12 protein-coding genes are annotated in these 15,161 nt (G+C 58.3%); 7 read left to right on the top strand and 5 right to left on the bottom strand.

Features of this window, described 5'->3' with window-relative positions; genetic code table 11:
• Positions 1–6: 6 nt before the first annotated feature.
• Entirely contained in the window at positions 7–2,232 is a 2,226-nt protein-coding gene (locus tag FEE99_RS21360; protein ID WP_041477074.1) for an NADP-dependent isocitrate dehydrogenase, read from the bottom strand.
• A gap of 481 nt (positions 2,233–2,713) precedes the next feature.
• Between FEE99_RS21360 and icd the strand changes: the two genes are divergently transcribed.
• Positions 2,714–3,970, top strand: a complete 1,257-nt coding sequence (gene icd / locus FEE99_RS21355) for an NADP-dependent isocitrate dehydrogenase (RefSeq protein WP_024013414.1) — start codon at positions 2,714–2,716, stop codon at positions 3,968–3,970.
• 78 nt (positions 3,971–4,048) lie between these two features.
• On the opposite strand, the gene FEE99_RS21350 is transcribed toward icd, so the two are convergent.
• On the bottom strand, positions 4,049–4,330 hold the full coding sequence (locus FEE99_RS21350) for a cold shock domain-containing protein (protein ID WP_041477073.1): 282 nt from the start codon (positions 4,328–4,330) through the stop codon (positions 4,049–4,051).
• A gap of 224 nt (positions 4,331–4,554) precedes the next feature.
• On the opposite strand from FEE99_RS21350, the gene clpS reads away from it, so the two are divergent.
• Positions 4,555–4,938 (top strand): ATP-dependent Clp protease adapter ClpS, encoded by a 384-nt coding sequence (gene clpS, locus FEE99_RS21345; protein WP_011334948.1) that lies wholly within the window; start codon positions 4,555–4,557, stop codon positions 4,936–4,938.
• Between the two features lie 30 nt (positions 4,939–4,968).
• Positions 4,969–7,239, top strand: a complete 2,271-nt coding sequence (gene clpA / locus FEE99_RS21340) for an ATP-dependent Clp protease ATP-binding subunit ClpA (RefSeq protein ID WP_016775266.1) — start codon at positions 4,969–4,971, stop codon at positions 7,237–7,239.
• Positions 7,240–7,926: 687 nt separating this feature from the next.
• Here the strand turns inward: clpA and infA are convergent.
• From infA to aat, 3 genes are all read right to left on the bottom strand, one after another.
• Positions 7,927–8,145 carry a translation initiation factor IF-1 gene (gene infA / locus FEE99_RS21335; RefSeq protein WP_002553999.1) on the bottom strand — a complete coding sequence of 73 codons (219 nt, stop codon included), beginning with the start codon at positions 8,143–8,145 and terminating at the stop codon, positions 7,927–7,929.
• A gap of 112 nt (positions 8,146–8,257) precedes the next feature.
• The gene (locus FEE99_RS21330; protein ID WP_041477071.1) at positions 8,258–8,965 is read right to left on the bottom strand and encodes an arginyltransferase; all 708 of its coding nucleotides are present in this window, start codon (positions 8,963–8,965) and stop codon (positions 8,258–8,260) included.
• Positions 8,966–9,023: 58 nt separating this feature from the next.
• Positions 9,024–9,704 carry a leucyl/phenylalanyl-tRNA--protein transferase gene (gene aat / locus FEE99_RS21325; RefSeq protein WP_041477070.1) on the bottom strand — a complete coding sequence of 227 codons (681 nt, stop codon included), beginning with the start codon at positions 9,702–9,704 and terminating at the stop codon, positions 9,024–9,026.
• Positions 9,705–10,225: 521 nt separating this feature from the next.
• Between aat and ftsK the strand changes: the two genes are divergently transcribed.
• The 4 genes from ftsK (at position 10,226) to crcB (ending at position 15,151) form a co-directional block, all read left to right on the top strand.
• Positions 10,226–12,634: a DNA translocase FtsK gene (ftsK, locus tag FEE99_RS21320; RefSeq protein ID WP_041477069.1), complete on the top strand. Its 2,409-nt coding sequence runs from the start codon at positions 10,226–10,228 to the stop codon at positions 12,632–12,634.
• A 67-nt stretch (positions 12,635–12,701) separates the two neighbouring features.
• The gene (gene lolA, locus FEE99_RS21315) at positions 12,702–13,322 is read left to right on the top strand and encodes an outer membrane lipoprotein chaperone LolA (RefSeq protein ID WP_016775262.1); all 621 of its coding nucleotides are present in this window, start codon (positions 12,702–12,704) and stop codon (positions 13,320–13,322) included.
• A gap of 132 nt (positions 13,323–13,454) precedes the next feature.
• Positions 13,455–14,777, top strand: a complete 1,323-nt coding sequence (locus tag FEE99_RS21310) for a replication-associated recombination protein A (RefSeq protein ID WP_041477068.1) — start codon at positions 13,455–13,457, stop codon at positions 14,775–14,777.
• On the top strand, positions 14,777–15,151 hold the full coding sequence (crcB, locus tag FEE99_RS21305; RefSeq protein ID WP_041477067.1) for a fluoride efflux transporter CrcB: 375 nt from the start codon (positions 14,777–14,779) through the stop codon (positions 15,149–15,151). The genes FEE99_RS21310 and crcB overlap by 1 nt, the downstream gene beginning before the upstream one ends.
• The last annotated feature ends 10 nt before the right edge of the window (positions 15,152–15,161 follow it).

Raw genomic sequence — 15,161 nt, 5'->3', positions numbered from 1 at the left:
ACAACCTTAAACCAGCGCAGCAATCGCCGCGTTGAAGGTTGCGCTTGGACGCATGGCCTTGCTGATCAGCTCGGCGTCGGCGTGGTAGTAACCGCCGATGTCGACTGGCTTGCCCTGAACGGCGTTGAGCTCGGCAACGATGGTTGCCTCGTTCTCGGTCAGGGTTTTGGCCAGAGTCGCGAACTGCGCTTGCAGTGCAGCGTCTTCAGTCTGGGCGGCCAGGGCCTGAGCCCAGTACATCGCCAGGTAGAAGTGGCTGCCGCGGTTGTCGATGTTGCCGACCTTGCGCGATGGCGACTTGTTGTTGTCGAGGAACTGGCCGGTGGCCTGGTCCAGGGTCTTCGACAGCACCAGCGCTTTCGGGTTGTTGTAGTTCACACCCAGGTGCTCAAGGGAAGCGGCGAGGGCAAGGAACTCACCCAGCGAATCCCAGCGCAGGAAGTTTTCTTCAACCAGTTGCTGCACGTGCTTGGGAGCCGAACCGCCGGCGCCGGTTTCGAACAGACCACCGCCGTTCATCAGCGGCACGATCGACAGCATCTTGGCGCTGGTGCCCAGTTCCATGATCGGGAACAGGTCGGTCAGGTAGTCGCGCAGTACGTTGCCGGTCACCGAAATGGTGTCCTTGCCTTCGCGGGTGCGCTGCAGGGTGTACTTCATCGCGTCGACCGGCGCCATGATCTGGATGTCCAGACCGCTGGTGTCGTGGTCCTTCAGGTAGGCCTGAACCTTCTCGATCACCACGCCATCGTGAGCGCGCATCGGGTCGAGCCAGAAGATCGCCGGCGTGCTGCTCGCGCGAGCACGGTTGACGGCCAGTTTGACCCAGTCCTGGATCGGCGCGTCTTTGGTCTGGCACATGCGGAAGATGTCGCCGGCTTCGACAGCCTGTTCCATCAGCAGCTTGCCCTTGCTGTCGGTGACGCGAACAACGCCGTCAGCCTTGATCTGGAAAGTCTTGTCGTGGGAGCCGTACTCTTCGGCTTTCTTCGCCATCAGACCGACGTTCGGCACGCTGCCCATGGTGGTCGGGTCGAAAGCACCATTGGCTTTGCAATCTTCGATCACAGCCTGGTAGATGGTCGCGTAGCAACGATCCGGGATCACAGCCTTGGTGTCGTGCAGCTGACCGTCGGTGCCCCACATCTTGCCGGAGTCACGGATCATCGCTGGCATCGAGGCGTCAACGATGACGTCGCTCGGCACGTGCAGGTTGGTGATGCCTTTGTCGGAGTTGACCATCGCCAGCGAAGGACGAACGGCGTAGACCGCTGCGATATCGGCTTCGATCTGCGCTTGCTGCTCGGCCGGCAGGGCCTTGATGCGCGCGTACAGATCGCCGATGCCGTTGTTCAGGTTGAAGCCGATCTGGTTCAGCACTTCGGCGTGCTTGGTCAGTGCGTCTTTATAGAACTCGGCAACGATCTGGCCGAACATGATCGGGTCGGAGACCTTCATCATGGTCGCTTTCAGATGCACCGAGAGCAGCACGCCCTGGGCCTTGGCGTTTTCGATCTCGGCAGCGATGAACGCACGCAGGGCGTTTTTGCTCATCACGGCGCAGTCGAGGATCTCGCCAGCCTGAACGGTGGTCTTTTCTTTCAGAACGGTAGCGGCACCGTCCTTGGCGATCAGTTCGATCTTCACGGCGTCAGCGGCGTCGATCAGGACAGCTTTTTCGCTGCCGTAGAAATCGCCGGTGCTCATGTGAGCGACGTGGGACTTGGAGTCCTTGGCCCAGGCGCCCATTTTGTGTGGGTGCTTGCGCGCATAGTTCTTCACCGACAGCGGAGCGCGGCGGTCGGAGTTGCCTTCACGCAGAACCGGGTTCACGGCGCTGCCCTTGACCTTGTCGTAACGCGCCTTGGCGTCTTTGTCGGCGTCGCTGGTCACGGTTTCCGGGTAGTCCGGCAGGTTGTAGCCCTGCGCCTGCAGCTCTTTGATCGCGGCTTGCAGCTGTGGCACCGAAGCACTGATGTTCGGCAGCTTGATGATGTTGGCTTCAGGCGTAACGGCCAGGTCGCCCAGTTCGGCGAGGTGGTCGGCTACGGCTTTGTCGCCCAGTTGCTCGGGGAAGCTTGCCAGGATGCGCGCTGCAAGAGAGATATCGCGGGTTTCCACGGCGATATCGGCCGAGGCGGTGTAAGCCTCGATGATCGGCAGCAGGGAATAGGTGGCGAGGGCAGGAGCTTCGTCGGTGAAGGTATAGATGATCTTCGAGCGGGTGGGCATATTCGGATTAACTCTCTCTTCTTTGCTAAAGCGTGCGCAGAAACTCGAGGGGCGCCGGGTAAGCGCGTTCGTTCAAAGTCATCCATGAACCGAATGTCGAGATTCTTCGCGGTGATGTTGGGTGCATCAGTAGAGCGTCAAGCAGTCAGGCTGCGGTAACAACCCGACCAATCAGGCGGAAAGTCTCGTGCTAGAGAGGCCAGCCGTCGTGACCCTGTGGTCAGCGGGCGGCATTATACATAGGTAGCTGGCAATCTGCCGATGGTTCATATGCAACGATTCTCGTCCATTGGTCTAAAGGTCGCAGGGCGCGACCGGGCAAAGACTCGTTACGAATGCTGGAGTTTGGCGCTTTTCCCTTTGCTTTCAGGCTTGTAGGAAACGAGATGTGCGCGGCGCAGGAACATAGGGTTTGCGTGTTGATTCAACTGGGTTACGCTCGAAGCAAGCCAGGTGTTCAATCCAAACAATGGAGTTCAGCATGGGTTACAAGAAGATTCAGGTTCCAGCTGTCGGCGACAAAATCACCGTCAATGCAGACCATTCTCTCAATGTTCCTGATAACCCGATCATCCCCTTCATCGAAGGTGACGGTATTGGTGTCGACATCAGTCCGGTGATGATCAAGGTTGTCGATGCTGCTGTTGAAAAGGCCTACGGCGGCAAGCGCAAGATTTCCTGGATGGAAGTCTACGCCGGCGAAAAGGCCACTCAGGTTTATGACCAGGACACCTGGCTGCCGCAGGAAACCCTCGACGCGGTCAAGGATTACGTGGTCTCGATCAAAGGCCCGCTGACCACTCCGGTCGGTGGCGGTATCCGCTCGCTGAACGTGGCCCTGCGTCAGCAGCTCGACCTGTACGTCTGCCTGCGCCCGGTGCGCTGGTTCGAAGGCGTGCCAAGCCCGGTGAAAAAGCCCGGCGATGTCGACATGACCATCTTTCGCGAAAACTCCGAAGACATTTACGCCGGTATCGAATGGAAGGCCGGTTCGCCGGAAGCCACCAAGGTCATCAAATTCCTTAAAGAAGAAATGGGCGTCACCAAGATCCGTTTCGACGAAAACTGCGGCATCGGCGTCAAGCCGGTCTCCCGCGAAGGCACCAAGCGTCTGGCGCGCAAGGCTCTGCAATACGTGGTCGACAATGATCGCGACTCGCTGACCATCGTGCACAAAGGCAACATCATGAAGTTCACCGAAGGTGCCTTCAAGGAATGGGCCTACGAAGTGGCGGCCGAAGAATTCGGTGCGACGCTGCTCGATGGCGGTCCGTGGATGCAGTTCAAGAACCCGAAAACCGGCAAGAACGTTGTGGTCAAGGACGCCATCGCCGACGCCATGCTCCAGCAGATCCTGCTGCGCCCGGCCGAATACGATGTCATCGCTACGCTTAACCTCAACGGTGACTACCTGTCTGACGCCCTGGCGGCGGAAGTGGGCGGTATCGGTATCGCGCCGGGTGCCAACCTGTCCGACACCGTAGCGATGTTCGAGGCGACCCACGGTACCGCACCGAAATATGCCGGCAAGGACCAGGTCAACCCGGGCTCGCTGATTCTCTCGGCCGAGATGATGTTGCGTCATATGGGCTGGACTGAAGCGGCGGACCTGATCATCAAGGGCACCAACGGTGCGATCGGCGCGAAGACTGTTACTTATGATTTCGAGCGTTTGATGGATGGCGCGAAGCTGGTTTCGTCCTCCGGGTTCGGAGATGCGCTGATTTCGCATATGTAAAAGTTGCAGGCACGCAAAAACCGCCTGGCTCGATGGGTTGAGTCAGGCGGTTTTTTTATGACCGAATGTTTTGAGGCTTCAACTGGTTGCCGTTTGTTTTTCCGTGGCAATCGAGCTCGACGCCGAAGCGACTTCGACCGAAGTTATCTTCACGGCATGCAAGCCTTTAGGGCCTTGAACGATCTCGAAGTTCACCGCCTGACCCGCTTTCAGGGTCTTGTACCCATCCATTTCAATGGCCGAGTAGTGGGCAAAGAAATCAATGTCCTTGCCATCCTCATCGCGACCTTCCCGGGCGTCGGTATTGATAAAGCCGAATCCCTTGGCATTGTTGAACCATTTCACCTTGCCGACAGCCATGCTCAAATCCCTCTGCAACAGACTCCATCGCTGGAGTATCATCCACGACATCCGCAATCGAATTCGATAAAAGAATTGACTCCGCGGATCTTTTTTACCCACTGTGGGCTCTATTGGTTGTAACACCGTTTTCCCGATAGTCAAGGTGACCGGGCAGTCGTAGTTGAAAACGTGTGCAACCGCCCCCACCACTGTATTCGCACAACTGACGAACCTTTTTTTCCATGCATGCAATCAGCCAGATTCGACTAACATTCAATCAGGATCGCCCGCTTCTCCAAAAGGATCTTCCACAGGAGCACGACGACGATTCGGCAGGCGTTGCTGTTCAGGAAGCAAAGCCCGCGTTACAGGCGCCGCCGATGTACAAGGTGGTTTTGTTCAACGATGACTACACACCGATGGATTTCGTCGTCGAAGTGCTCGAGGTGTTTTTTAACCTGAATCGCGAGCTGGCGACCAAGGTCATGCTGGCCGTCCATACAGAAGGACGGGCAGTATGTGGAGTGTTTACCCGCGACATCGCCGAGACAAAGGCCATGCAGGTCAACCAGTACGCCAGGGAAAGCCAGCATCCGCTACTCTGTGAAATCGAGAAGGACGGTTAATCGCCGACCACTTGGGTATGAGGTGAAGCTATGTTAAACCGCGAGCTCGAAGTCACCCTCAATCTTGCCTTCAAGGAGGCTCGTTCGAAGCGTCATGAGTTCATGACCGTCGAACATCTCCTGCTGGCCCTATTGGATAATGAGGCTGCCGCCACCGTTTTGCGTGCCTGCGGCGCAAACCTCGACAAACTCAAGCATGATCTGCAGGAGTTCATCGACTCCACCACGCCATTGATCCCCGTCCATGACGAGGATCGTGAAACCCAGCCAACCCTGGGCTTCCAGCGTGTCCTGCAGCGTGCTGTTTTTCACGTACAGAGCTCGGGCAAGCGCGAAGTGACCGGCGCCAACGTGCTGGTCGCCATCTTCAGTGAGCAAGAGAGTCAGGCCGTGTTCCTGCTGAAACAGCAGAGCGTGGCGCGCATCGATGTCGTCAACTACATCGCCCACGGCATTTCGAAAGTACCGGGGCACGGCGATCACTCTGAAGGTGAACAAGATATGCAGGACGACGAGGGCGGTGAGTCTTCTTCTTCAGGCAATCCTCTGGATGCTTATGCCAGCAACCTCAACGAACTCGCGCGCCAGGGTCGCATTGATCCGTTGGTTGGTCGTGAGTCGGAAGTCGAGCGTGTCGCGCAGATTCTTGCGCGCCGGCGCAAGAACAATCCGCTGCTGGTGGGCGAGGCAGGCGTGGGTAAGACCGCGATTGCCGAAGGCCTGGCCAAGCGCATCGTCGACAATCAGGTGCCGGATCTGCTGGCCAATGCGGTTGTTTATTCGCTCGACCTCGGCGCTCTGCTTGCGGGTACCAAGTATCGCGGTGATTTCGAGAAGCGCTTCAAGGCGCTGCTCAATGAACTGAAGAAGCGTCCGCAGGCGATTCTGTTCATCGACGAGATCCACACCATCATCGGTGCGGGTGCTGCGTCCGGTGGCGTGATGGATGCGTCGAATCTGCTCAAGCCGCTGCTGTCGTCTGGCGACATTCGTTGCATCGGTTCGACCACGTTCCAGGAATTTCGCGGCATCTTCGAGAAGGACCGTGCATTGGCGCGTCGCTTCCAGAAGGTCGATGTCGTCGAGCCATCGGTGGAAGACACCATCGGTATCCTGCGTGGCCTGAAAGGGCGTTTCGAGCAGCATCACAATATCGAATACAGCGATGAGTCGTTGCGTGCCGCTGCCGAACTGGCGTCGCGCTACATCAATGACCGGCACATGCCGGACAAGGCCATCGACGTGATCGACGAGGCGGGCGCCTACCAGCGTCTGCAACCGGTGGAGATGCGCGTCAAGCGTATCGAAGTGCCGCAGGTCGAGGACATCGTCGCGAAAATCGCGCGGATTCCGCCGAAGCATGTCACCAGTTCCGACAAAGAGCTGCTGCGTAACCTGGAGCGTGACCTGAAGCTGACGGTGTTTGGTCAGGACGCGGCGATCGATTCGCTGTCCACTGCGATCAAGCTGTCGCGTGCCGGGCTCAAGTCGCCAGACAAGCCGGTCGGTTCGTTCCTCTTCGCCGGGCCTACCGGCGTCGGTAAAACCGAGGCCGCGCGACAGCTGGCCAAGGCGCTGGGGATCGAGCTGGTGCGTTTCGACATGTCCGAGTACATGGAGCGGCACACCGTATCGCGTCTGATCGGTGCGCCTCCAGGCTATGTCGGTTTCGATCAGGGCGGTCTGCTGACCGAAGCGATCACCAAGCAGCCACATTGCGTATTGCTGCTCGATGAAATCGAGAAGGCGCATCCGGAAGTCTTCAACCTGCTGTTGCAGGTCATGGACCACGGCACGCTGACCGACAACAACGGGCGCAAGGCGGACTTCCGCAATGTGATCGTGATCATGACCACCAACGCCGGTGCCGAGACGGCAGCGCGGGCTTCGATCGGTTTCACCCATCAGGACCACTCGTCCGATGCGATGGAAGTGATCAAGAAGAGCTTTACGCCGGAATTCCGTAACCGTCTGGACACCATTATCCAGTTTGGTCGCCTCAGCCATGAGGTCATCAAAAGTGTGGTGGACAAGTTCCTCACCGAGCTTCAGGCGCAGTTGGAAGACAAGCGTGTGTTGCTTGAGGTTACTGATGCTGCGCGTAGTTGGCTGGCGGCGGGTGGTTATGACTCGGCGATGGGCGCACGTCCAATGGCGCGTCTGATCCAGGACAAGATCAAGCGTCCGCTGGCGGAGGAGATTCTGTTTGGCGAACTGGCCGAGCATGGCGGTGTGGTGCACATCGACATCAAGGATGGGGAGTTGACGTTCGACTTCGAGACCACTGCAGAAATGGCCTGACGGCTTGATGTGGATTGGAAAGGCGCCTTCGGGCGCCTTTTTGTTGTCTGGTGTTTTTGGGCTTTGGGCGTATATCCGTTGCTGCGGTGATGGCTTATTAAGGTTTCGCCCTTACGGCGACTCACTTTTTTTACAAACGCCTAAAAAAAGTAAGCAAAAAAACGCTTGCTCCTGCGTTCGGCCCTCGCAGGCTCGGGTTCCTTCGCTCCGGGACTGATACGGGCGCAGCGGTTCCGGTTTGCTTCGCTGCACCTCCTTCCGCTGTGTCTGGCTGCGCCAGACGGTCGCTGCGCTCCCAAGCCCGGATCAATCCCTCCGCTCAGCCTTCCGACGTCGCCGGTGGATCAAGATCAAAAGCGGTACTCGAGCTAAAGCTCATTGTGTAGGAGCTGCCGAAGGCTGCGATCTTTTGCCTTTGCCTTTGCCTTTGCCTTTGCCTTTGCCTTTGCCTTTGCTTTTCTGTGGGAGCGAGCCTGCTCGCGAAGGCGGCCTGCAGGTCAACCCGTTTCTATCGAATTCACGCGATCCAACCGGAGCTGCCGAAGGCTGCGATCTTTTGATCTGCTTGCTGTAGAGCGAAACCGCCAGCGCCAACACCCGTAGCAACGGATAAGTCCCCAGCTCCCAAAGCTCAAAACGCAGATACAAAAACGCCCGGCATAACCCGGGCGTTCTGTATTGACTTGATTAACGAGCGCGGTAAGTGATCCGCCCTTTGCTCAAGTCATAGGGCGTCAGCTCGACGCGCACTTTGTCACCGGTAAGAATACGAATGTAGTTCTTGCGCATCTTGCCGGAAATATGCGCGGTTACGACGTGCCCATTTTCCAACTCCACACGAAACATGGTGTTGGGCAGGGTGTCGACGACAGTGCCTTCCATTTCGAAGCTGTCTTCTTTCGACATGCAGTAAAGCCCTCGGTATCCAATGAATGGCCCGGTGCAACTGCGCCAGGCAAAAGCGGCGTGCATTGTGCCCGAAAAATGGTGTTTACGCCAAGGGGTTTAGGCCGCAGGTTCAGTTCAGGATGACCCAGCGCTGATTGATCAGCAATTCGATGGGCCGATATTGCGTCTTGTAGTTCATCTTTTTGCAGTTCTTGATCCAGTAACCCAAGTACACGGCCTCAAGGCCCAGACGCTGGCTCTCGGCGATTTGCCAGAGGATTGCGTAACGGCCGAGGCTGCGGCGTTCTTCGTTCGGTTCGTAGAAGGTGTACACCGCTGACAAACCGTTGGGCAGCAGATCGGTCACCGCCACCGCGAGCAACCGTCCGTCGAGTCGAAACTCGTAGAAGCGCGAGAAGGGCAGGTCACGCACCAGGAACGTCGAGAACTGATCGCGGCTTGGCGGGTACATGTCGCCGTCGGCATGGCGCTGTTCTATGTAGCGCTGGTACAGGTCGAAATATTCTTCGCTGAAGTGCGGTTTGACCGGCTGCACCTGCAAATCCGCGTTGCGTTTGTAGATGCGCTTTTGCTGGCGATTGGTGATGAATTGTGCGGAGGGAATGCGCGCAGGCACGCACGCATTGCAATTCTGGCAATGCGGCCGGTACAAATGATCGCCGCTGCGACGAAAGCCCATTTCCGACAGGTCTGCGTAGACATGCACATCCATGGGCTGACTCGGGTCGAGAAACAGCGTCGTGGCCTGCTCCTCGGGCAGATAACTGCAAGAGTGGGGCTGAGTGGCATAAAACTTCAAACGCGCCAACTCGGTCATGAATCAACCCTCGGGATAAGCTGGTGGATTAAGTGTAAGCCACCTGCGCAAAAGTCGCTCAGCAAACCCAGGTCGCTGAATTCGGTTGATCTAGATGGCGCCGCAGATAGTCGGCGAATTCGCCGCGCGGAATCGACCGCGCACCGAGGCTGTGCAGGTGATCGGTCGGCATCTGGCAGTCGATCAGCACAAATTCGGCGGCTTTCAAATGCTGGATCAGCGTGGCAAAGCCATATTTGGACGCGTTGTCAGCGCGGCTGAACATCGACTCGCCAAAAAACAGTTGGCCCATCGCCAGGCCGTACAAGCCGCCGACCAACTGTCCCTCGTCCCAGACCTCAACCGAATGAGCGAAACCGCGCCGATGCAATTCTACGTAAGCATCCTGCATGGCCTCGGTGATCCAGGTGCCGTCGGCGTAGTCACGCGGGGCAGCGCAGGCGCGGATGACGGCGTCGAAATCCTTATCGAAGGTCACTTGATAGCGTTGCTTGCGCAGCAGCTTGCCGAGACTGCGCGAGACGTGCAGTTCGTCGGGAAACAGCACGGTGCGAGGGTCTGGCGACCACCAGAGAATGGGTTGGCCTTCGGAGAACCAGGGAAAGCAGCCATGGCGATAGGCCTGGATCAGTCGATCGGCGGAAAGATCGCCGCCGGCGGCGAGCAATCCGTTCGGCTCGCGCATGGCTTTTTCCAGTGGCGGAAAGGTCAGAGAATTACGTTGTAACCAAGTCAGCATGGCATCCAGGCTTGCAGAAGGGGAGGGCGGTCAGGGGCGTGCAGGCCCCGCGAAAGAGTTTGCCGCGAAACGGCGCCACTGTCCTGCACAGATGTCTGCTGCAGTGAGCATTGAGCTGCAAACTGATGTGTCGCCCGTGGTCGTAAGCGTCGCCGTGTCGATGCTGTCGAGCATTCCTGTGAGCCTGATCCGGCCAGGTTCGCTACGTTCATCAAATACAGCTCATAAGCCTTTGTCACAAAAGACAATGCATGCTCCAATTGCAACGCAGTGCATGTACGTTTGGCTATGCTCAAGGCTGGGGTCTCAAACATGGCATCGGACGCACAAACCCGTACAATGCCGGGTTGTGACAGGCTATACGCTGCGCACAGTGTTTATGGCTGTGTTTATAAAACCAGTGGCACAGTGTTAAAAGTAGTCCCAGTTGAGCTTTTCACCTTTTTCACCTGCCTGGATTGGGCAGTTTTTTATCGTCATTCAATAGATGGACGCGCCTCGGGCGCAGGAAAAGAAGCGTTTTGAAGAAGACCACCGAAGCACCCAAAACAGTCGTTCCGCTCTGGCGCCAGCAACTGCACTACCGGCTCAAGGAAGGTGCATTGATCGCCATTGGCGCTTTGTGCCTGTTCCTGATGATGGCTTTGCTGACCTACGGCAAGGACGATCCGGGGTGGAGCCATAACAGCAAGATCGACGATGTGCAGAACTTCGGTGGCCCGGCCGGCTCATACAGCGCCGATATCCTGTTCATGGTGCTCGGTTACTTCGCCTATATCTTTCCGTTGTTGCTGGCGGTCAAGGCGTACCAGATCTTCCGTCAACGCCACGAACCATGGCAGTGGAGCGGCTGGCTGTTTTCCTGGCGTCTGATCGGTCTGGTATTCCTCGTGCTCTCCGGTGCTGCGCTGGCGCACATTCATTTCCATGCCGCGACCGGTCTGCCGGCTGGCGCTGGCGGTGCCCTGGGCGAAAGCCTTGGCGATCTGGCGAAGAATGCGCTGAACATTCAGGGCAGCACGCTGCTGTTCATCGCTCTGTTCCTGTTCGGCCTGACCGTATTCACCGACCTGTCGTGGTTCAAGGTGATGGACGTCACCGGCAAGATCACCCTCGATCTGTTCGAGCTGTTCCAGGGCGCGCTCAACCGCTGGTGGTCGGCGCGTACTGAGCGCAAGCAACTGGTTGCGCAACTGCGTGAGGTCGATGACCGCGTCCACGATGTGGTCGCACCGACTGTCACCGACAAGCGTGAACAGGCCAAGGTCAAGGAACGCCTGATCGAGCGCGAGCAAGCGTTGAGCAAGCACATGTCAGACCGCGAGAAACAGGTGCCACCGGTGATCGCGCCGGCACCAGCCAAGGCGCCGGAGCCGAGCAAGCGCGTGCAGAAAGAGAAGCAGGCGCCGTTGTTCGTCGACAGCGCGGTCGAAGGCACCTTGCCGCCGATCTCCATTCTTGATCCTGCGGAAAAGAAACAGCTCAACTATTCGCCTGAATCCTTGGCAGCGGTCGGCCACTTGCTGGAAATCAAGCTCAAGGAGTTCGGCGTCGAAGTCACCGTTGATTCGATCCATCCGGGTCCAGTGATTACCCGATATGAAATCCAGCCTGCCGCCGGGGTAAAAGTCAGCCGCATCGCCAACCTGGCCAAAGACCTGGCGCGTTCGCTGGCGGTGACCAGTGTGCGGGTGGTCGAGGTGATTCCGGGCAAGACCACTGTGGGTATCGAGATTCCCAACGAAGACCGCCAGATCGTGCGTTTCTCCGAGGTGCTGTCGACCCCCGAGTACGACAACTTCAAATCCCCGGTCACCCTGGCGCTCGGTCACGATATCGGCGGCAAGCCGGTCATCACCGACCTGGCGAAGATGCCGCACTTGCTGGTGGCCGGTACCACCGGTTCCGGTAAGTCCGTGGGCGTGAACGCGATGATCCTGTCGATCCTGTTCAAGTCCGGCCCGGACGATGCCAAGCTGATCATGATCGACCCGAAGATGCTTGAGCTGTCGATCTACGAAGGCATTCCGCACCTGCTTTGCCCGGTAGTGACCGACATGAAGGACGCCGCCAACGCCTTACGCTGGAGCGTTGCCGAGATGGAGCGTCGCTACAAGCTGATGGCGAAAATGGGCGTGCGTAACCTGTCCGGCTTCAACGCCAAGGTCAAGGAAGCCCAGGATGCCGGCGAGCCGTTGAGCGATCCGCTGTACAAGCGCGAAAGCATTCACGACGAAGCGCCGCTGCTGCAGAAACTGCCGACCATCGTCGTAGTTGTGGACGAATTTGCCGACATGATGATGATCGTCGGCAAGAAGGTTGAAGAACTGATCGCGCGTATTGCGCAAAAGGCGCGTGCGGCGGGGATTCACTTGATTCTTGCCACCCAGCGCCCGTCGGTGGACGTGATCACTGGTCTGATCAAAGCCAACATCCCGACACGTATGGCGTTTCAGGTATCGAGCAAGATCGATTCGCGAACCATCATCGACCAGGGTGGCGCCGAGCAACTGCTCGGGCACGGTGACATGCTCTACATGCCGCCGGGCACCAGTTTGCCGATCCGGGTTCACGGCGCGTTCGTCTCCGACGATGAGGTTCACCGCGTGGTCGAGGCCTGGAAATTGCGCGGTGCGCCTGAGTACAACGACGACATTCTCAACGGTGTCGAAGAGGCGGGCAGCGGCTTTGAAGGCAGCAGCGGTGGTGGCGACGGTGATGATCCGGAAGCCGACGCGCTGTATGACGAAGCGGTGCAGTTCGTCCTCGAAAGTCGTCGTGCGTCGATTTCCGCTGTGCAGCGCAAGCTGAAGATCGGCTACAACCGTGCCGCGCGGATGATCGAGGCGATGGAAATGGCTGGCGTCGTTACCTCAATGAACACCAACGGTTCGCGTGAAGTCCTGGCCCCAGGCCCGGTACGCGACTGAAACGCAACGACTCGAGTGGCGCAATGACGCGCCACTCGCTCTCCCACGAGTATTCAAGAGGACTCTCATGCGCCTTATCCGCATGCTGTTGCCAGTACTGGCGCTGACCACACTCACGGCCCACGCCGATGAAAAGGACGTGGCGCGTCTGACCCAATTGCTCGAAACATCGAAAACCCTGTCGGCGAACTTTTCGCAGTTGACCCTCGATGGCACCGGCACCCAGTTGCAGGAAACCACCGGCAACATGACCCTGCAGCGTCCGGGCCTGTTCTACTGGCACACCAATGCGCCGGCCGAGCAGACCATGGTCTCCGATGGCAAGAAAGTCACCCTGTGGGACCCGGATCTGGAGCAGGCAACCATCAAGAAGCTCGATGAGCGTCTGACCCAGACGCCGGCCTTGCTGTTGTCCGGCGATGTCTCGAAGATCAGCCAGAGCTTCGATATCAGCGCAAAAGAGGCGGGCGGTGTCATCGACTTCACCCTCAAGCCGAAAACCAAGGACACCCTGTTCGACAATCTGCGCCTGTCGTTCCGCAACGGCCTGCTCAATGACATGCAATTGATTGACAGCGTCGGCCAGCGCACCAATATCCTGTTTACCGGGGTCAAGGCCAACGAAGCGGTGCCAGCGTCCAAATTCAAATTCGACATTCCCAAGGGTGCCGACGTTATCCAGGAATAAGCACCGGCCCTTTGTGTCAGGGCCTTTGTGGTGAGGGCCTGCTATTGAGGGGCTATTGTGGTGAGGGGATAAATCCCCTCACCACAGGTTCTTCAGCAGATTTCAGAAAATCAGAGGTTTCAACGCTACGTGATGGATCTGTTTCGCAGTGCACCGATTGCCCAGCCCTTGGCCGCCCGTCTGCGTGCGGCCAATCTGGATGAGTACGTCGGTCAGGAACACGTACTCGCTCGCGGCAAGCCTCTGCGTGAGGCGCTGGAGCAGGGCGCGCTGCATTCGATGATCTTCTGGGGGCCGCCGGGCGTGGGTAAGACCACCCTGGCGCGCTTGCTCGCAGAAGTCTCCGATGCGCACTTCGAAACGGTTTCGGCGGTGCTCGCCGGGGTCAAGGAAATCCGCCAGGCCGTTGAAATTGCCAAGCAGCAGGCCGGCCAGTACGGCAAGCGCACGATCCTGTTTGTCGATGAAGTGCACCGCTTCAACAAGTCGCAGCAGGACGCGTTTCTGCCCTACGTTGAAGACGGCACGCTGATCTTCATCGGCGCCACCACCGAAAACCCTTCGTTCGAACTGAACAACGCTTTGTTATCGCGGGCCCGCGTCTACGTGCTGAAAAGCCTAGACGAAGCGGCCTTGCGCAAACTGGTCCACCGCGCACTCACCGAAGAGCGCGGCCTGGGCAAGCGCAACCTGACCCTGAGCGATGAAGGCTTCCAGATGTTGCTGTCCGCCGCTGATGGCGATGGCCGGCGCCTGCTCAATCTGCTGGAGAACGCTTCCGATCTGGCTGAAGACGACAGCGAAATCGGCATCGAGCTGCTGCAAAGTCTGCTCGGCGATACGCGCCGGCGGTTCGACAAGGGCGGTGAAGCGTTCTACGACCAGATCTCGGCGCTGCACAAATCCGTGCGCGGTTCCAATCCCGACGGCGCGCTTTACTGGTTTGCGCGGATGATCGACGGCGGTTGCGATCCGCTGTACCTGGCGCGACGCGTGGTGCGCATGGCGAGCGAAGACATCGGCAACGCCGACCCGCGTGCACTGAGCCTGTGCCTGGCCGCGTGGGAGGTGCAGGAGCGTCTCGGCAGCCCCGAGGGCGAATTGGCGGTCGCCCAGGCCATCACTTATCTGGCCTGTGCACCGAAAAGCAACGCGGTGTACATGGGCTTCAAAACTGCACTGCGCGCGGCTGCCGAAAACGGCTCGCTGGAAGTGCCGCTGCATTTGCGCAATGCACCGACCAAGCTGATGAAGCAATTGGGTTATGGCGACGAATACCGTTACGCCCACGACGAGCCGGACGCTTATGCTGCCGGTGAAGACTATTTTCCGGAAGAACTCGAGCCGATTCCGTTCTATCAGCCCGTACCCCGCGGCTTGGAGTTGAAGATCGGCGAAAAACTCAATCACCTCGCTCAACTCGATCGTCTGAGCCCTCGGCAGCGGAGAAAATAGTGGTTCCATTGATCCTTGCAGTGTCGGTCGGCGGTGTTGCCGGCACATTGTTGCGCTTCGCCACGGGTAATTGGGTCAGCGCCAATTGGCCGCGGCACTTCTATACCGCGACGCTGGCCGTTAATATCGTGGGCTGCCTGGTGATTGGCGTGTTGTACGGCCTGTTTCTGATACGCCCGGAGGTGCCGATCGAGGTGCGCGCCGGGTTGATGGTCGGCTTCCTCGGGGGGCTGACGACTTTTTCATCCTTTTCACTGGATACGGTGCGCCTGCTGGAAAGCGGGCAAGTGTTGCTGGCCCTGGGCTACGCGGCACTCAGCGTATTCGGCGGGCTGCTCGCAACGTGGGCCGGCCTGTCCCTGACCAAACTTTGATAACGAGAAA

Source organism: Pseudomonas sp. ef1 (assembly GCF_007293365.2).
In the GTDB taxonomy this organism is placed as follows: Bacteria; Pseudomonadota; Gammaproteobacteria; order Pseudomonadales; family Pseudomonadaceae; genus Aquipseudomonas; species Aquipseudomonas siliginis.
The sequence above is the reverse complement of the archived record's forward strand: the minus strand, read 5'-3'. Positions and strand labels throughout refer to the sequence as shown.